This is a genomic window from Pseudomonas sp. MS15a(2019), assembly GCF_013277805.1.
In the GTDB taxonomy this organism is placed as follows: domain Bacteria; phylum Pseudomonadota; class Gammaproteobacteria; order Pseudomonadales; family Pseudomonadaceae; genus Chryseomonas; species Chryseomonas benzopyrenica.
Genome location: NZ_VBTN01000001.1, coordinates 190,967 through 208,560, shown reverse-complemented (window position 1 = coordinate 208,560; position 17,594 = coordinate 190,967). Strand labels below are relative to the sequence as shown.

Below are 17,594 nucleotides of genomic sequence, written 5' to 3'. Positions count from 1 at the left end.
ATCGCTGCAGGCCCTTCTTCATGTTTGGCGCACTCGGGAGGATTCGAACCTCCGACCGCTCGGTTCGTAGCCGAGTACTCTATCCAGCTGAGCTACGAGTGCGTTTCGGTGAGTTTAGCCAGAACACCGCTGGTACTGCTGAAGCCAGAGGCTTCGTCGATTTGGCGCACTCGGGAGGATTCGAACCTCCGACCGCTCGGTTCGTAGCCGAGTACTCTATCCAGCTGAGCTACGAGTGCGTTGAAGCTGCGTATTCTAGCTTCCGTTTCTGACGTGTCAAGCAAATTTGCTTGTTTATCAGGTACTTACCTATCGGTCAGTACAGCGGAGCCAGTTTGAAGCAAATGGCGGTGAGGGAGGGATTCGAACCCTCGACACCCTTTTGAGGTGTACTCCCTTAGCAGGGGAGCGCCTTCGGCCACTCGGCCACCTCACCGCAACGGGGCGAAACTATATCGAAGGTTTGCCCGTTTGCAAAGAGAAAAATTCAAAAAAAATCAGTGGTTTGGTTCTTGGTCCTTTTCCTTCTGGATGCGCTGGTAGATTTCCTCGCGATGAACCGCGACTTCCTTGGGTGCATTGACGCCAATGCGGACCTGGTTGCCCTTGACTCCCAGTACCGTCACGGTGACTTCGTCACCCACCATCAGGGTCTCACCAACCCGACGAGTCAAAATAAGCATTCCATTCTCCTTAAGCTTTAACTCAGTCTGCACGTATGAACCGAAACGATCCCTGAATGGACCCTCTAGTCGCTATTGACCTCTGTCCATGCAAGTAAAGTTCCGCAAGAGCCGCGATAGATGAGGCCCCTGTGGCAGGGACCTCGCTTGGCGGGTCACTCGGCGCCGCGTGCGGGGGCGTCGAGCTCGAAAGCGGTGTGCAGCGCGCGAACGGCCAGCTCGAGGTATTTCTCCTCGATGACCACCGACACCTTGATCTCGGAGGTGGAGATCATCTGGATGTTGATGCTCTCCTTGGCCAGGGCTTCGAACATCTGGCTGGCCACGCCGGCGTGGGATCTCATGCCGACGCCGACGATGGAGACCTTGGCGATCTTGCTGTCGCCCACGGACTCGCGGGCCCCGATCTCGACGCCGGTGCGCTTGAGTATCTCCAGCGCCGCCTGGTAGTCGTTGCGGTGCACGGTGAAGGTGAAGTCGGTGGTGTTATCGTGCGCGACGTTCTGCACGATCATGTCGACTTCGATGTTGGCCGCGCTGATCGGGCCGAGGATCTTGAAGGCCACGCCGGGGGTATCCGGCACACCGCGAATGGTCAGCTTGGCTTCGTCACGGTTGAAGGCGATGCCGGAGATGATCGGCTGTTCCATGGATTCCTCTTCATCAAGGGTAATGAGGGTGCCCGGACCCTCCTGAAAGCTGTGCAGCACGCGCAGCGGCACGTTGTATTTACCGGCGAATTCCACCGAGCGGATCTGCAGCACCTTGGAGCCGAGGCTGGCCATTTCCAGCATTTCCTCGAAGGTGATCTTGTCCAGGCGCTGGGCCTGGGGCACCACGCGCGGATCGGTGGTGTAGACGCCGTCGACGTCGGTGTAGATCTGGCATTCGTCGGCCTTCAGCGCGGCCGCCAGGGCCACGCCCGTGGTGTCGGAGCCACCACGGCCCAGGGTGGTGATGTTGCCCTGCTCGTCGACGCCCTGGAAGCCGGCTACGACCACGACCTTGCGCGCCTTGAGGTCGGCGCGGATGCGGGCATCGTCGATCTGCTGGATGCGCGCCTTGGTGTGGGCGCTGTCGGTGAGGATGCGCACCTGGCTGCCCGTGTAGGAGACCGCCTGGACGCCGCGCTTGAGCAGCGCCATGGTCAGCAGACCGATGGTGACCTGCTCGCCGGTGGAGACCATGACATCCAGCTCGCGCGGATCGGGTTGCTCCATGATCTGCTTGGCGAGGCCGATCAGGCGGTTGGTCTCGCCACTCATGGCCGACACCACCACGACGATCTGGTCGCCCGCTTCATGGAAGCGTTTCACCTTGTCGGCGACCTGCTCGATACGCTCCACCGTACCCACCGAGGTACCGCCGAATTTCTGTACGATCAATGCCATTGCTTGCTGCCCGTCCGCAGAAAAATCTGATTCATGTTGTTGAGGGAGGAAGCGGGCCGCCCTCCCCGGCGACCCGCAGCGCTCTTAGAGGCTTTCCTCGGCGTACTGGCCGGCACAGGCCAGGGCCGATGCGAGCTGGCTGGCATCGGTGCCGCCGCCCTGGGCCATGTCAGGACGACCACCGCCCTTGCCCCCGACCACGGCCGCGGCGCGCTTCATCAGCTCGCCGGCCTTGAGCTTGGCGGTCAGGTCGGCGGTGACGCCGGCCACCAGCACCACCTTGCCGTCGGCTTCGCCACCGAGCAGGATCATGCCGCTGCCCAGCTTGTTCTTGAGCTGGTCGACCAGCGCCAGCAGCGCCTTGCCGTCGAGGCCGTCGAGACGCGCGGTGAGCACCTTGGCGCCCTTCACATCCTGCGCCTGGTCCACCAGGTCACCGGCCGAGGCACTGGCGGCCTTGGCCTTGAGCTGCTCGATTTCCTTCTCCAGCTGGCGATTGCGCTCGACCAGCGCGGCCAGCTTGTCCAGCACGTTGTCGCGACTGCCCTTGAGCAGGCTGGCGGCTTCGCGCAGTTGCTCCTCGGCGCCGTTGAGGTAGGCCAGGGCCGCGGTGCCGGTGATGGCTTCCACGCGGCGTACGCCGGAGGCCACGCCACCTTCGCTGACCAGCTTGAGCAGGCCGATGTCGCCGGTCTGGGCGACGTGGGTACCGCCGCACAGCTCGACGGAGAATTCACCGCCCATGCCGACCACGCGTACCACGTCGCCGTACTTCTCGCCGAACAGCGCCATGGCGCCACGGGCCTTGGCCTCGTCGATGGCCATGACCTCGGTGGTCACCGCGCTGTTCTTGCGGATCTCTTCGTTGACGATGGTCTCGATGCGCTTGAGCTCCTCGGGCCTGATGGCCTCGAAGTGGCTGAAGTCGAATCTCAGGCGCTGGTCGTTGACCAGGGAGCCCTTCTGGTGGACATGGTCGCCCAGCACCTGGCGCAGCGCGGCGTGCAGCAGGTGGGTACCGGAGTGGTTCAGGGCGATACCCTGGCGGCGACCGGCATCCACCTGGGCCATGAGCGCGGTGCCGACGTTGAGGCTGCCCTTGGTCACCACGCCATGGTGCAGGAAGGCGCCCTGGGTCTTGGTGGTGTCGCGCACGGCAAAGCCAACGCCGGCGCTTTCCAGGAAACCGGTATCGCCGACCTGGCCACCGGATTCACCGTAGAACGGCGTCTGGTCGAGGATGACCACGCCCTCTTCGCCTTCGGCCAGGCTGTCCACTGGCTGACCGGCACGGTACAGGGCGACGATGGTGCCCGAGGCGCTGGTGGTGTCGTAGCCGAGAAAACGGGTTTCGCCCTCGACCTTGACCAGGCTGTTGTAGTCCACGCCAAAGGCGCTCGCGGAACGGGCCCGCTCGCGCTGGGCCTCCATCTCGCGTTCGAAGCCGGCCTCGTCGAGATTCAGGTTGCGCTCGCGGGCGATGTCGTTGGTCAGGTCGACCGGGAAGCCGTAGGTGTCATAGAGCTTGAACACCACGTCGCCGGGGATGGTGTCGCCCTGCAGCTGCGCCAGATCCTGTTCGAGGATCTTCAGGCCCTGCTCCAGGGTCTTGGCGAACTGCTCTTCCTCGGTACGCAGCACACGCTCGATGTGCGCCTGCTGCTGGACCAGCTCGGGATAGGCCTGACCCATCTCGGCCACCAGGGCGGCGACGATCTTGTGGAAGAAGGTGCCCTTGGCGCCCAGCTTGTTGCCGTGGCGGCAGGCACGCCGAATGATGCGGCGCAGCACATAGCCACGGCCTTCGTTGGACGGCAGCACGCCATCGGCGATCAGGAAGCTGCAGGAGCGGATGTGGTCGGCCACCACCTTGAGCGACGGGGCGTCGTCGTTGGCGCAACCGATGGCCTCGGCGGAGGCTGCCAGCAGCTGCTGGAACAGGTCGATCTCGTAGTTCGAATGCACGTGCTGCAGCACGGCGCTCACCCGCTCCAGACCCATGCCGGTGTCGACGCTGGGCGCCGGCAGCGGATGCAGGACGCCATCGGCGGTGCGGTTGAACTGCATGAAGACGTTGTTCCAGATCTCGATGTAGCGATCGCCGTCTTCTTCCGGCGAACCGGGCGGGCCGCCCCAGATCTCGGGGCCATGGTCGAAGAAGATCTCGGTGCAGGGACCGCAGGGACCGGTGTCACCCATGGTCCAGAAGTTGTCCGACGCATAGGGCGCGCCCTTGTTGTCGCCGATGCGCACCATCTGCGCCGCGGGCACCCCGACTTCCTTGGTCCAGATGTCGTAGGCCTCGTCATCGGTGGCGTAGACGGTGACCCAGAGCTTTTCCCGGGGCAGACCCAGCCACTGGGGCGAGGTGAGGAATTCCCAGGCGAAGGTGATGGCGTCGCGCTTGAAGTAGTCGCCGAAGCTGAAGTTGCCCAGCATCTCGAAGAAGGTGTGGTGACGCGCCGTGTAACCGACGTTCTCCAGGTCGTTGTGCTTGCCGCCCGCGCGCACGCACTTCTGGCTGGTGGCGGCGCGGGTGTAGCTGCGCTTTTCCATGCCGAGGAAGCAGTCCTTGAACTGGTTCATCCCGGCGTTGGTGAACAGCAGGGTCGGATCGTTCGCGGGGATCAGCGAACTGGAGGCGACCCGGGTGTGCCCCTTCTCTTCGAAGAAGCGGAGGAAGGCTTCACGGATTTCGGCGCTTTTCATATTCATTCCAGACAATGGGCTTTTCGACGCGCGTGACGGGCATCCGACTGGATCGCAGACGAGACGAACGGAGCGGGCGCCGCAGACGCGGCACGTGCGGAAAACGGACACGCATGCCTGGGAGTATATCGACGCCTGCGCCCCGGTGTCGCCCCGGTTGCGCAGGAAAAACGTCGTCGGAAGACTTAGCGGTGGCGGTAGGCGGCGAAAGCGGCGATGACCGCCTCGATATCGGCAGCGTTGACGTCCAGATGGGTGACCAGGCGCAGGCGTGGGGCCAGACTGATGCGGATGCCGCGTGCGGCGAGGAAGGCCTGCAGGGCGGGCGCTTCGTTACCCATGGCGAGGTAGACCATATTGGTCTGCACCGGCTCCACCTGGTAGCCGAGTTCGGCCAGGGCAGTGCCGAGCTGGGCGGCATGGGCGTGATCTTCGGCCAGGCGCTCGACCTGGTGGTCGAGCGCATGCAACCCCGCCGCTGCCAGCATGCCGGCCTGGCGCATACCGCCGCCGACCACCTTGCGCCAGCGACGCGCCTTGGCAATCAGCTCGGCATCGCCGCAGAGTACCGAACCCACCGGTGCACCGAGACCCTTGGACAGGCAGATCGACACCGAATCGAAATGCTGGCTGATCTCGCGCACCGGCACGCCCAGCTTGACCGCGGCGTTGTACAGCCGCGCGCCGTCTAGGTGCAGGGCCAGACCGTGCTCCCGGGTGAAGGCGCGTGCCGCCGCCAGATAGGCCAGCGGCAGGACCTTGCCGTGCATGGTGTTTTCCAGCGCCAGCAATCGCGTGCGGGCGAAGTGGAAGTCATCGGCCTTGATGTAGCTGCGCACGAGGTCGAGGTCCAGACTGCCGTCGGCGGCCATCTCGATGGGCTGCGGCTGGATGGAGCCGAGCACCGCAGCGCCCCCGCCTTCGTACTTGTAGGTGTGGGCCTGCTGGCCGACCAGGTATTCGTCGCCCCGCTCACAGTGCGCCAGCAGGCCGAGCAAATTGCTCATGGTGCCGCTGGGCACGAAGAGTCCGGCCTCCAGGCCGAGATCGCCCGCCAGACGCTGCTCCAGTCGGGTAACGGTCGGGTCTTCGCCATAGACGTCATCGCCGAGTTCTGCGTCCAGCATCGCCTGGCGCATGGCCGGCGTGGGCTGGGTGACGGTATCGCTGCGCAGATCGATCATGCAAGTCGCTCCTTATGCCGGGACCACGATGAGCCCGGCCCGCAGGCCGACGGCGACCTTGGGGTTGGGGAAGATGATGCGTGCCTCGGCCTCGTCGACGATCCAGCGCTCGCTGCCGTCCTCGGCCAGCAGGGACCCCTGGCGCAGCGGTGAGAAGTTGGCCACGTCGTCGGCCAGGTGCAGCTGGAAGCGCGGACTGGACTTGTACACCTGGCGCGCGACCCGGAATCTCAGCAGCGAGGAATCCGGCGGCGGCAGTTCGGCTTCACGGCCTTCGATCAGGGCTTCGAGCAGCAACCGCAGGCGGCTCAGGTCGAGTTCGCTGTTCTCGCCGAAGGGACGCGCCTGGCCCAGCTCCAGGGTCAGGGCTTCGGCCTGGCACTCGGCGTAGGTGTAGGCACTGAAGGTGATACCGGGTTTGTCATAGAGCAGCACGGCTTCGATGCCGGCGGCTTCCAGACGCTGCAACTCGGCTTCCGAATGCTCGCGCCCGGCGCTCCACGGATAGAGGGCGAAGCGCGGCAGCGCCGAGGCGCGCAGCGCGGTGTGCAGGTCGTAGTGCAGTCGGGCCCGATCAGGCTTGCTGAAGAACTGCGCGGACAGGCGCTCGAGATCGTTGGCACGTTGTGCCTCGGAGCCTTCGGCCTGGGCATGGCGACCGTTAAACAAGCGATTCAGATCCTGCTCGACATAGCGGGTGCCGCGGCGCATGGCATCGGGATTGCCGAACATGAACAGCATTCGGCAGGCAGGACGCAGGGCTCCGCTGGCGATGCCGCCGAGCAACTCGTCGAGCAGTTCCATGGGCGCCGTCTCGTTGCCATGGATACCCGCCGAGAGCAGCAGGTCCAGGTGGTTGTCGCGCGCCACCGGCGGAGTGACTTCCAGCACGCCTTCGGTCAGCCAGTGGAGACGGGTGCCGTCGGCAGTCAGTTGAATCTTCTCGGTCGGCTCGCGGCCGGCCAGGGTCAGGTCCAGCAGGCGGCCAAGCGCCAACCGATAACGTTCAGATGCAGCCATGCTCTACTCCGCTGAGCGACGTGTCGGGGCTAGTGTGGCGTTTCAGAAGTTGTCTACACAATTTTGGCGGCGCTTTTTGCTTCCAAGCGGCGTTGCCCCTCCTCGCCATAGCCCTGCTATGACTCGTCGCGGCGCCTGGCCTGAAAGCAAAAATCACTCGCCAATTCTTGCGCGAACTTTCGAATCACCACACTAGATACTCAATGATCGTGGCCGCAACCGCAATCGGCGTCATGCACATGATTCTCATCGCCGTCGTCGGTGAAGGTATCCAAGGCGATGGACAGGCCCAGGGCATTGAGGGCCTGAGGGCGCAGCACCAGGACCGGGGTCTGCTCTTCGTCATCCTGGGAGTCGGCGAAGATGTTGAGACCGCCGCTGCCGTCGGCTTCCAGCCAGAGGTCGCGACCGGCCAGGCGGATGGCCAGGCGCTGGACCTGCAGCGTCTGCTGCTCGTCGGCGGTGGGTTCGAGGATGAGATCGAGACGGTTGCTCATGGGGGCTCCGGACGTCAGGGCAATTGAAAGGGATAGACCGAGCCGAGGCCCAGCAACTGGGTCAGCTCGTCGAGGGCGGTGCGGACTTCGCCCAGCAACTGGGGATCGGCAAGATCCGCAGGTGTCAGGCGGTCGCGGTAGTGGCGGTCCACCCAGTCGAGTAGTTGGGTGTGCAGCGTCGGCGTGAAGCGCACCCCTGGATTCACCGCCGCCAGTTCGTCGGGCTTGAGGGCCACCCGCAACCGCAGGCAGGCGGGTCCGCCGCCGTTCTGCATGCTTTGCTTGAGATCGAACACCTTGACCTCGCCCAGGGGCCCCGCGCTATTGACCTGGGCCTGCAGGTAGTCCCACACCGCCGGATTCTGCCGGCACTCGTCGGGTACCACCAGCAGCGCGCCCTGCCCCGGCCGATCCAGCAGCTGGCTGTTGAACAGGTAGGAACGCACGGCGTCGCCGACGCTGATCTCGCTACGGCGCACGCAGAGACGCTGCAGCTGGCCGCCGCGCCGGGCGAGCTTGGCCTGCAGTTCGTCGAGCACCCGGTCGCTGTCGAGAAAGGCATCCTCGTGGTGGAACAGCACCTGGGCGTTGCCCACCGAGATGACGTCGTTGTGGAAGACGCCCTGGTCCACCACCGCCGGATTCTGCTGGGCAAACACCACGCCCTCCTCGCTCAGCTCATGCAAACGGGCGATGGCCTGGGAGGCTTCCAGGGTCTGGCGCGCTGGATAGCGATGGGGCTCGGGATAGCGTGGATCGAAGGCGCTACGACCGAAGACGAAGAATTCCACGCCCGGGGCGCCGTGGTCGTGGCTGAAGCGGGTGTGGTTGGCCGCGCCCTCGTCGCCGAACTGGGCCACCGAGGGCAGCGGCGCATGGTGCTGGAAATGCGCAGGATCGCGAAACATCGCCTGGAGGATGCGCGCCGTGGTAATCGGTTCGAGGCTGCGGTGAAATTTGCAGGCCAGGTTGGCCGGGGTGAAATGCACGCGGCCATCGCGGGTGTCGGCGCTGGGGCTGACGGTGGCGGCGTTGGCCGTCCACATGGCCGAGGCGGAGCTGGCGGACAGCAGCAGCGGCAAGGCTTCACGCGCCGCACTTTCCAGCACCTGGGCATCGCTGCCGGCAAACCCCAGGCGCCGTAGCGAGGCGATGTCGGGCCTTTCGTGGGGGGCCAGCACGCCCTGCTCGAAACCCAGCTCCATCAATGCCTGCATCTTGGCCAGGCCCTGGCGCGCCGCCTCACGGGGATTCGAGCACTGCTGCTTGCTCGCCTGGGAGGCCACGTTGCCATAAGACAGGCCGGCATAGTTGTGAGTCGGACCGACCAGGCCGTCGAAATTGACCTCCCGAGCAGCGAGAGCGAGGTGACTCATAGGTGTAATCCTGGGGGCAATTGGGCAGGCAGGCTCAGGGCGTCACTCTCCAGCGAGGCGACCGGGAAGGCACAATAGTCCGTGGCGTAGTAGGCGCTGGGACGGTGATTGCCCGAGGCGCCGACGCCGCCGAAGGGCGCCGCGCTGGCCGCCCCGGTCAGGGGACGATTCCAGTTGACGATGCCGGCACGCACCCCCTGCCAGAACCGTTCGTAGGTGGCCGGATCGTCGGCCAGCAACCCGGCCGCCAGACCGAAGCGGGTGGCATTGGCCAACGCCACGGCCTGATCGAAGTCCGCATAGCGCTGGACCTGCAGCAGCGGCCCGAAGACTTCCTCATCGGGCAACTCGGAGATCCCCGAGACATCGAGGATGCCCGGGGTGAGCAGCGCGCCCGTCGCATCCAGCTGACGCATCTCCAGCAGCGCGCGGCCACCCTGCGCCAGGCGCTGGGCCTGAGTCCGCAGCAGGGCCTGGGCAGCGGCGAGGGAGATGACAGTACCCATGAAAGGCGCCGGATCGGCGTCGAAGCGACCGGTGCTGAGACCCGCGCTGACGCTTACCAGACGCGCCAGCAGCGCATCGCCCCAGTCACCCTGGGGCACGAGCAGCCGGCGCGCGCAGGTGCAGCGCTGCCCGGCGGAGAGAAAGGCCGACTGGACGATGGTCACCACGGCGGCGTCCAGATCGGCCACCGGTGCCACCACCAGCGGATTGTTACCGCCCATCTCCAGGGCCAGCAGCCGCTGCGGACGGTCCGCGCTGAGGCGGTGCAGGGCCGCGCCCGTGGCGCTGGAACCGGTGAAGAGGATGCCGTCCAGGCCCGGATGCGCGGCCAGGGCCTCGCCGGTGGTCCGACCGCCCTGCACGAGATTGAGCACCCCGGCCGGCAGCCCGGCGGCGATCCAGCATTCCAGGGTCAGGGCGGCGAAACGCGGCGTCAGCTCGCTGGGCTTGAACACCACTGTGTTGCCAGCCAGCAGCGCCGGGACGATATGGCCATTGGGCAGATGGCCGGGGAAATTGTAGGGACCGAAGACCGCCAGGACGCCGTGCGGTCGATGGCGCGTGACGCTGCGGGCGTCCGCCACGCTAGCCGAACGCTCGCCGCTACGGGCCGCTTCGGCCTGGGCCGAGATGGCCACCTTGGCGATCATGCTGCCGAGCTCGGTATCGGCCTCCCACAGCGGTTTGCCGGTTTCCTCGGCCAAGGCCCGGGCCAGCTCGGAGCGGCGTTGCTGCAGCGCCTGGGCGAAGGCCTGCAGGATCTCCAGACGCGCGGCCTGGCCGCGTCTTTCCCAGGCAGGAAAGGCCTGGCGCGCCGCGACGATCGCCTGGTCGACATCGCCGGCATCCGCAGCGGCGCCCTGCCAGAGCGAGATACCGTCGTACGGATCGAGCGAGCTGAACACCTCGCCCCTACCGGGGCGCCACTGGCCAGCTATGTACAGGCTATCCATGGACTCTCCTCAGGGCATCAGGCGCACGGCGCGCACCTGGGCGCCGGCCATCAGGCGCAACTCGCGGGCGGTGGCCAAGTCGACCACCAGGGTGCCGGCAGCCAGGCGCGCGCGGGCGCTGGTGATGCGGCAGTCCTGGCACTTGCGGTTGTGGATCAGATACACCTCGGCGTCATCGCCAGGCGTGCCCACCGCCAGCACCAGGCGCTGGCTGTCGCGGATCGCGCGCACCTTGGCGGTTTCCGCCTCCAGGGTCGGGCCGGCATCGAAGATGTCGACATAGCCCTGGTAGTTGAAGCCTTCGGCCTCCAGCAGGCGGCGGGCGGCTTCGGTGTCCGGATGTACCTTGCCAATCACCTGGCGCGCCTCTGGAGACAGAAAGCAGGTGTAGAGCGGAAAGCGCGGCATCAGCTCGGCGATGAAGCCGCGGTTGCCGATGCCGGTGAGATAGTCGGCCTGGGAGAATTCCATCTTGAAGAAGTGCCGCCCGAGGCCCTCCCAGAACGGCGATTGGCCCTGGTCGTCGGACATGCCGCGCAACTCGGCGATGAGGCGCTCGGCGAACAACTCGCGGAATTCGGCGATGAACAGGAAGCGCGACTTGGACAGCAGGCGCCCAGCCGCGCCACCACGCCGATCCGCGCGCAAGAACAACGAGCAGAGTTCGGAGCTGCCGGTCATGTCGTTGGCCAGGAACAGCGTGGGAATCTGCCGGTGGATGTCCAGTTCGCGCGAGGCGCTCACCGTCAGGCCGACCCGGTAGTTGTACCAGGGCTCGCGCAACCCCAGGGCGGCGGCGATCCCGGCGATGCCGATGACTTCGCCGTCCTCTTCGAGGGCGAAGAGATAGTCCGCATCGGCGGCTTCAACCTGCTGCAGGAAACTGCGCTCGGCATTTTCCACCCGCTGCGCCAGGCGTTCTTCGCTGGCCGGCAGGGTGGTGAGGCCGGCGCCGGCCGCCTGCGCCAGTTGCAGCAGCGCGGGCACATCGGCACGGGTGACGGGACGGACGATCATCGGACCTCCAAAGACGCTAGAATCGGCTACAGCGCTACCAGACGAACCCGGTCGCCTTCGGCGATCTCCAGGGTGGCGATCTGCTCGGGGGAAAGGACGACGGCTTCGCCAGGCGTCCAGCGCAGCGGCGTGGCCAGCGCCCGGAAGTTTTCCAGGCCGTCATTGGCGACCAGGAACCAGGGTGCCTCATCGCCGGCCGGAGTACCTTCTCTCACCGGCGCCAGGCGGCTCTCGGCGATGGAGCGGATGGCCGTGGTGCGGGCGTGCAGGGTCGGACCGCCATCGAAGATGTCGATGTAGTTGTCGGTCTCGAAGCCTTCACGGCTGAGGATGTCGAAGGTGATCTGGGCGCGCGGGTGCACCTGGCCCATGGCCTCCTGGGCGCTGTCGGGCAGCAGGGGCACGTAGAGCGGATAGGTCGGCATCAGTTCGGCCAGGAAGGTACGACTCTTCTGCCCCGACAGGCGCTCCGCGGCGGCGTAGTCCATGTCGAAGAAGTTACGCCCTACCCCGTTCCAGAACGGCGATTCGCCGTCTTCGTCCGCCAGGCCGACGATTTCCACCACCACCGTCTCTGCGAAGCGCGCCGGGTGGGCGGCCATGAACAGCAGGCGGGCGCGGGAATTGAGCTCGGCGTGGGGGGTGTCGAGTAACGGACGCTGGACGTAGAAGCTGCTCAGCACGCTGTTGCCGGTCAGGTCGTGACAGAGCGACAGCACATGCACCTTGTTGTGGATCTTCAGCTCGCGCGAGGCGTGGATGAAGGTCTCGTTGCGAAAGCTGTAGAAGGGCTCGGAGAAGCCCGCCGAGGCAACGATGGCCGAACAGCCCAGCAGTTCGCCGCTATTGGTGTCTTCGAGCACGAAGAAATAGCTCTCCTCGCCATGGAAGCCCACCTCGGCCGCCAGCGACGACTCCGAGGTGCGGATCTTGTCGCGCAACCGTTCGGGGTTGTCGGGCAGCGAGGTGACGCCAACCGGGCTATCCGCGGCGAGCCGCTGGACCAGGGGCAGATCCGCCGCGCGCGCAGGGCGCATTACCAGCATGAGAACTCCTTGTGTACGGATCCATCCCTGGATGCCAGCGGTACGCGTCCCGCGTCCGGAGATTAGCCTTGAGTGAGGCGCGCCAGAGCGCGATCCAGGCGGGCCAGGCCTTCGTCGATGTCCGCCTCGGGGATGATCAGGCTTGGTGCCATGCGCAGCACGTCCGGGCCGGCCTGGAGGATCATCAGGCCTTCCTCGTTGGCGGCGGTGACGATGTCCTTGGCACGCCCCTTCCAGCTGTCGTTGAGCACCGCGCCGATCAGCAGACCCAGGCCGCGAACCTGCTCGAACAGGCCATAGCGGGCGTTGAGCTGCTCCAGGCCGGCGACGAAGCGCTGATGACGCGCGGCGACACCGGCCAGGGTTTCCGGGGTGGCGACGATGTCCAGCAGCGCGGCGCCCACGGCGCAGCCCAGCGGATTGCCGCCGTAGGTGCTGCCATGCACGCCCGCGCTGAAATGCTGGGCGACCTTGTCGGTGGTCAGCATGGCCGCCAGCGGGAAGCCGCCGCCGATGCTCTTGGCGGTGGTGAGGATGTCTGGCACCACGCCATAGTGCTGGTAGGCGTAGAGATGACCGCTGCGACCGACCCCGCTCTGCACCTCGTCGAAGATCAGCAGCGCGCCCTGGGCGTCGCACAGGCGGCGGACGCCTTCGAGGTAGACCTGGTCGGCCGGCAGCACGCCGCCCTCGCCCTGGATGGGTTCGAGGATGACGGCGCAGGTCTTGTCCGACACCACGGCTTCGAGGGCGGCCAAGTCGTTGAAGGGCACATGGCGGATGCCTTCGATCTTGGGACCGAAACCATCGGAATACTTGGGCTGCCCCCCGACGCTGACGGTGAACAGGGTCCGGCCGTGGAAGCTGTTGGTGGCGGCGACGATCTCGTAACGGCTGCCGCCGCTGACGTCATGGCCATAGCGCCGGGCCAGCTTGCAGGCCGCCTCGTTGGCTTCGGCGCCGGAGTTGGCGAAGAACACCCGGTCGGCGAAGGTGTGGTCCACCAGCTTGCGCGCCAGGCGCAGGGCGGGCTCGTTGGTGTAGATATTGGAGACGTGCCAGAGCTTGCCGGCCTGCTCGGTCAGGGCATCGATCAGCGCCGGATGGCCATGGCCCAGGGCGCTGACCGCGATGCCGCCGGCGAAATCCACGTACTCGCGATCGGCCTGGTCCCAGACGCGGGAGCCCTCTCCTCGCACCGGAATGAACGCGGCAGGGGCGTAGGTCGGGACCATCACCTCATCGAAGGCGGCGCGTTGCACGTTGGGTTGAGAAGCGGACATCGGGATTTCTCCTGCCGATCACGGCGGTGACTGAGGGGGATTGTAGGACGACCTCCAGACGCGGCATTGCGCCCAGGCGACAACTATTTACGGGCGAAAACGCAAACGGGCGTCCGACTCGCAGTCTAGCGATTCGGACACCCGCTCTGGAAGGGCAAGGACGTACCTTCCGGTACGCCCGAGAAATCAGTTGGGCGCGACGCGGCTGGTGCCGTTGACGGTCAGGATGCGCACCCGCTCGCCGACGCGGAAGATCTCACCCTTGTTGACCGCCTGCACATAGGCACGCGAGCCGCCGTCATCTTCCTTCACGGTGATCTCGACGCCGTTGGCCTTGGTAAAGCCCTCTTCGGTGGCCGAGCCCAGCAGGCCGCCCGCCACCGCACCGATGATGGCGGTCACGAAACTGCCACGGCCACCGCCGATGGCACTCCCGCCAATACCGCCGACCACGGCACCAGCCCCGGCCCCGATGGGCGACTTGGTGCCCTCAATGGTGACCGGACGCAGGGCGGTGATGGTACCGGTACGGACCGTCTGCACCTGCCGGGCCTCGTCACGCGAATAGACGTCGCCGGACTGATCCGAGGCGCAGCCGGCCAGCAGGGCGACGGCGGTCAGGGAGGCGGCGAGCTGAAGGACTCTGTTCATGGGGCAACTCCAAGGGCAGTTGAAAGACACTGGCCGCACCCGCAGGGATGCAGGCGCAGATCGCTATTATCCTTGACCCAGGGCATCCAGGGAGGTTTCCGGTGACTGTAACCCGGGTACCTTGCGAACGCCTTAAGGCGCCAGGCGCTGGCGCTGCCACTCACCGTCGAGGCGCTGGTAGTCCAGCCGATCATGGAGGCGACTGGAGCGGCCCTGCCAGAATTCGATGCGCTGGGGCCTCAGGCGATAGCCACCCCAGAACGGCGGTCGGCTCGGCTCGCCGTCGGCGAAGCGCTGTTGCACCGAGGCCAGACGCTGCTCCAGTTCGTGACGGTCGGCGATGACCTGGCTCTGCGGCGAGGCCCAGGCTCCCAGGCGACTACCCAGTGGGCGGACCCGGTAGTAGGCGTCGGATTCCTCGGCCGACACCTGCTCCACCAGGCCTTCGATGCGCACCTGGCGTTCCAGCGCCGGCCAGAAGAAGGTCATGGCCGCGCGCGGCTGCCTGGCCATTTGCTGGCCCTTGGCGCTGTCGTAGTTGGTGTAGAAGACGAAGCCCTGGGGATCGACGCCCTTGAGCAACAGCACGCGGCAATGGGGCTGCCCCTCGTCATCGACGGTAGCCAGCCAGCAGGCGTTGGCTTCGACGGGCGGCTGCTCGGTGCGTACCGCCTCTTCGAACCACTGCCCGAACAGGGCATAGGGATCCGCGGGTGCCTGGGCTTCGGTCAGGCCGTCGCGGGTGTAGTCGCGACGCATATCGGCGAGGGACGGTGACATGGAAGTCTCCTGCTAGGTCGGTATCGACCTAGCTTAACCAAGTCCCGCCTGGCTCGCCTGCTTCAGGACAAGCTTTGTAGCTAGCGCGCCGCCAAGGACTGCAGGCTGGCCAGCACGGTTGCGCGCGGCTGGATCAGCACCTCGACCCGGCGATTGACGGCACGGCCGGCGGCGGTGGTGTTGTCGGCACGCGGATGAGCGGCGGCCAGACCACGCACGATCAGGCGATTGCCGCTGTAGCCGCTGAGACGGAAGATGGCCGCCACGGCCTGGGCGCGCTGCAGGCTGATCTTGTCGTTGAGCGCCGCGGCACCGGTGCTGTCGCTGAAACCGAGCACGATGACGGCGCTGTCTTCATCCACGCTCACCGACTTGGCCGAGCGCGACAGCGGGCCGAGCATCACCGGCAGCAGCATCTCGGCGCGATCCGGGTTGAAGGAGCTATCGACCGGCGCCACCAGCACCAGCGCATCATCGCGACGTTCGACCTTGACGTTGCTGCCGGCCACGGCCACGCGCAGCTTCTGCTCGTGCTCGTCCAGCCAGGCCTTGCTGACCTTGACCGGTACCGGCTTGAGCGCTTCCGCCTTGGCGACGGGCTTGACGTCTTCGCTGCCGAAGGGCCACCACCAGTGACCGCCCTTCTCACCCGCCGCATCGGCCTGCTCCGGCTTGGCCGCCGGCGCCTTCGCCACGACCTTGGTGTCGGCCTTGGGCTCGGCGGCCTTGGCCACCGGTTTGACCGGTTCGGCAGCCTTGTCGCTACCGCCGAACGGCCACCACCAATGCCCACCGTTGGCGGCGGTGCTGGCTTGAGCAGTGCCCGGCTTGGCAGGCGTGGTGGCCTGGTCGCCAGTGCCCTGGAAGGAACTGCAGGCAGATACGCCCATGCAGAGAATGAGGGTGGTGGATTTGATCAGCTTCATGCAAAGTTTCCCATCGGCGAGCCGGAGGACAGAGTGAATCAATGCCCCGGCCAGAGCCGGCGACATGAGTGAACTTAAAGTAGTTTCGAGATTGTGGCCGCAAACCTACGCCGGGCAAAGCGGTGGAGTCACGAAATTTGCGTGTATGCCGACCAGTGGCGTGTCCTTGCTCAAGACAAGGGGAAAATCCGCTCGGTCCTGCGTACCCCACTCGATGGTTCTCCGAGGGCCCGAAGCGACAAAAGGGGTCACCCGTGAGCCCGCATCCGTTTCCAGCAAAGGCACCAGGCCAGCAGGAGGCTTGATCATGGAAGGCTTCGTCGATGTCGCGACGCTCGAGGACCTGGCCGCCAGGTCCGACGCCATCACGCAGGCGTGCCGCTGCCAGCAGCGGGATCTTTCGGGATGGACCGCCTGGCCGGTGGGCTACCGGGAAACGGACTTTGCGCAGATCGGCACCCTGGGGCGCCACGCGCCTGAGGAGGCGATCCTCGAGGAGTATCATCCGGCAGGCACCCACTACTGGTCGAATGCCGCCCCCATCGCTCCGCGCTTCCATCCCTACAACCAGAGCACGCTATGGCGGTGCCTGGGCTGCCAGCGTCTCTACCTGAGGCATAACGACGACGGGGCCTACCATGTGGCACCACGAATCCGGCTGCTGCAGCCGGCGCTGATCGTCGATGCAGCCCACGCCAACGATGGGCGGGAAGCCACTGTGACGTGACCTCACCTATGCCAGTTGTCACCCGCGATGGCTAGGCGATCATGCGGGCGCTGGCGACCTGGCACGACGCAACCGGCGATCCAAAGGCCGCTCCCCCGTCCGCAGCCGCTCTAGCTCGCGGTATCGGAAGATGCCGCTCGTTAGCTGCAGCGAAAACCGGGAATTAAGCCCACAATAGACGCCGCGCATCCCGCGTGCGGGTGTGCGCCCATCAACGGTAAAAGACCTGGTCCCAGCAATACGATGGCAACTACAACTCGAACGGGCGTCGCCTGGTTTGTCGACGGTGCCTACGCCCTGAGCGCCTGGAACGGCTCGGTATACGGCGCCAAATTCGACTATCTCAAACTACGGCTCTTCATCGAAGAGGATGCGGGCGAACCCATAGGCGACGCCTACTACTTCAACTGCGATAGCGACCCGCCCACCGTCGCCCAGACCAACTTCAACAAGTTTCTCAGCTCGGCGCCGCCCAAGGGTGCAGGCCTGAGGGTCAAGCTCTACTGGCTGCAGAGCAAGGCCCACGAATGGCCTACCTCGGCGGGCGGAGGGCCGATCCTGCATCCGGTGACGGGCGAGCAGTACACCACCAAGAGCCAGAAAGGCGTCGATGTCGGCCTGGCCTTCAACCTGATGCGCTCCCATGCCAAGCGCGGCTGGAAGAAGCTCTACCTGGTAGCGGGCGACGGCGATTTCCACGAGGTGGTGCAATACCTGGTGGAAAACGAAGGCGTGGAGGTCACGGTGATCGGCGCGCACTTCTCCATCAGCGGCGAGATCGCGCCCTATGTCCGGGTGATCGAATTCAAGGACATCGAGACGGCCATCGCCCGCTAGCCGAGGG

At 65.8% G+C, this 17,594-nt stretch carries 16 protein-coding genes and 3 tRNA genes; 2 read left to right on the top strand and 17 right to left on the bottom strand.

Annotated elements, in window-relative coordinates; genetic code table 11:
• Positions 1–25 precede the first annotated feature (25 nt).
• From FEZ61_RS01010 to FEZ61_RS00930, 17 genes are all read right to left on the bottom strand, one after another.
• Positions 26–102, bottom strand: a tRNA-Arg gene (locus FEZ61_RS01010).
• Between the two features lie 60 nt (positions 103–162).
• Positions 163–239: transfer RNA gene (locus FEZ61_RS01005), tRNA-Arg, on the bottom strand.
• A 106-nt stretch (positions 240–345) separates the two neighbouring features.
• Positions 346–436: transfer RNA gene (locus FEZ61_RS01000), tRNA-Ser, on the bottom strand.
• A 61-nt stretch (positions 437–497) separates the two neighbouring features.
• Entirely contained in the window at positions 498–683 is a 186-nt protein-coding gene (gene csrA, locus FEZ61_RS00995; RefSeq protein WP_007159101.1) for a carbon storage regulator CsrA, read from the bottom strand.
• 155 nt (positions 684–838) lie between these two features.
• The gene (locus tag FEZ61_RS00990; protein ID WP_017639703.1) at positions 839–2,074 is read right to left on the bottom strand and encodes an aspartate kinase; all 1,236 of its coding nucleotides are present in this window, start codon (positions 2,072–2,074) and stop codon (positions 839–841) included.
• A gap of 84 nt (positions 2,075–2,158) precedes the next feature.
• On the bottom strand, positions 2,159–4,783 hold the full coding sequence (alaS, locus tag FEZ61_RS00985) for an alanine--tRNA ligase (RefSeq protein WP_173146786.1): 2,625 nt from the start codon (positions 4,781–4,783) through the stop codon (positions 2,159–2,161).
• A gap of 185 nt (positions 4,784–4,968) precedes the next feature.
• A complete protein-coding gene (gene ltaE, locus FEZ61_RS00980; protein ID WP_173146784.1) occupies positions 4,969–5,967 on the bottom strand; it encodes a low-specificity L-threonine aldolase in 999 nt (332 codons plus the stop codon).
• A 12-nt stretch (positions 5,968–5,979) separates the two neighbouring features.
• Positions 5,980–6,987: a succinylglutamate desuccinylase gene (astE, locus tag FEZ61_RS00975; protein ID WP_037063295.1), complete on the bottom strand. Its 1,008-nt coding sequence runs from the start codon at positions 6,985–6,987 to the stop codon at positions 5,980–5,982.
• Positions 6,988–7,187: 200 nt separating this feature from the next.
• Complete coding sequence (locus FEZ61_RS00970) at positions 7,188–7,484, bottom strand: GTPase (RefSeq protein ID WP_173146782.1); 297 nt, start codon at positions 7,482–7,484, stop codon at positions 7,188–7,190.
• A 14-nt stretch (positions 7,485–7,498) separates the two neighbouring features.
• Positions 7,499–8,860, bottom strand: coding sequence for an N-succinylarginine dihydrolase (gene astB / locus FEZ61_RS00965; protein WP_173146780.1), 1,362 nt, complete (start codon positions 8,858–8,860; stop codon positions 7,499–7,501).
• Positions 8,857–10,320 carry a succinylglutamate-semialdehyde dehydrogenase gene (gene astD, locus FEZ61_RS00960; RefSeq protein ID WP_173146778.1) on the bottom strand — a complete coding sequence of 488 codons (1,464 nt, stop codon included), beginning with the start codon at positions 10,318–10,320 and terminating at the stop codon, positions 8,857–8,859. Before astD ends, astB begins: the two co-directional genes overlap by 4 nt.
• Positions 10,321–10,329: 9 nt before the next feature.
• Complete coding sequence (astA, locus tag FEZ61_RS00955; protein ID WP_017639696.1) at positions 10,330–11,337, bottom strand: arginine N-succinyltransferase; 1,008 nt, start codon at positions 11,335–11,337, stop codon at positions 10,330–10,332.
• 26 nt (positions 11,338–11,363) lie between these two features.
• Complete coding sequence (aruF, locus tag FEZ61_RS00950) at positions 11,364–12,383, bottom strand: arginine/ornithine succinyltransferase subunit alpha (protein ID WP_173146776.1); 1,020 nt, start codon at positions 12,381–12,383, stop codon at positions 11,364–11,366.
• Between the two features lie 62 nt (positions 12,384–12,445).
• Positions 12,446–13,666 (bottom strand): aspartate aminotransferase family protein, encoded by a 1,221-nt coding sequence (locus FEZ61_RS00945; RefSeq protein ID WP_173146774.1) that lies wholly within the window; start codon positions 13,664–13,666, stop codon positions 12,446–12,448.
• Between the two features lie 186 nt (positions 13,667–13,852).
• Positions 13,853–14,317 (bottom strand): membrane protein, encoded by a 465-nt coding sequence (locus FEZ61_RS00940; protein ID WP_017639693.1) that lies wholly within the window; start codon positions 14,315–14,317, stop codon positions 13,853–13,855.
• Positions 14,318–14,449: 132 nt separating this feature from the next.
• Positions 14,450–15,097: a pyridoxamine 5'-phosphate oxidase gene (gene pdxH, locus FEZ61_RS00935; protein ID WP_026083687.1), complete on the bottom strand. Its 648-nt coding sequence runs from the start codon at positions 15,095–15,097 to the stop codon at positions 14,450–14,452.
• Between the two features lie 80 nt (positions 15,098–15,177).
• Positions 15,178–16,023 carry an OmpA family protein gene (locus tag FEZ61_RS00930; RefSeq protein WP_173146772.1) on the bottom strand — a complete coding sequence of 282 codons (846 nt, stop codon included), beginning with the start codon at positions 16,021–16,023 and terminating at the stop codon, positions 15,178–15,180.
• Positions 16,024–16,330: 307 nt separating this feature from the next.
• Here FEZ61_RS00930 and FEZ61_RS00925 point away from each other — a divergent pair, with 307 nt between their 5' ends.
• Entirely contained in the window at positions 16,331–16,750 is a 420-nt protein-coding gene (locus FEZ61_RS00925) for a hypothetical protein (RefSeq protein ID WP_173146770.1), read from the top strand.
• 243 nt (positions 16,751–16,993) lie between these two features.
• Complete coding sequence (locus FEZ61_RS00920) at positions 16,994–17,587, top strand: NYN domain-containing protein (RefSeq protein ID WP_017639689.1); 594 nt, start codon at positions 16,994–16,996, stop codon at positions 17,585–17,587.
• Positions 17,588–17,594 lie beyond the last annotated feature (7 nt).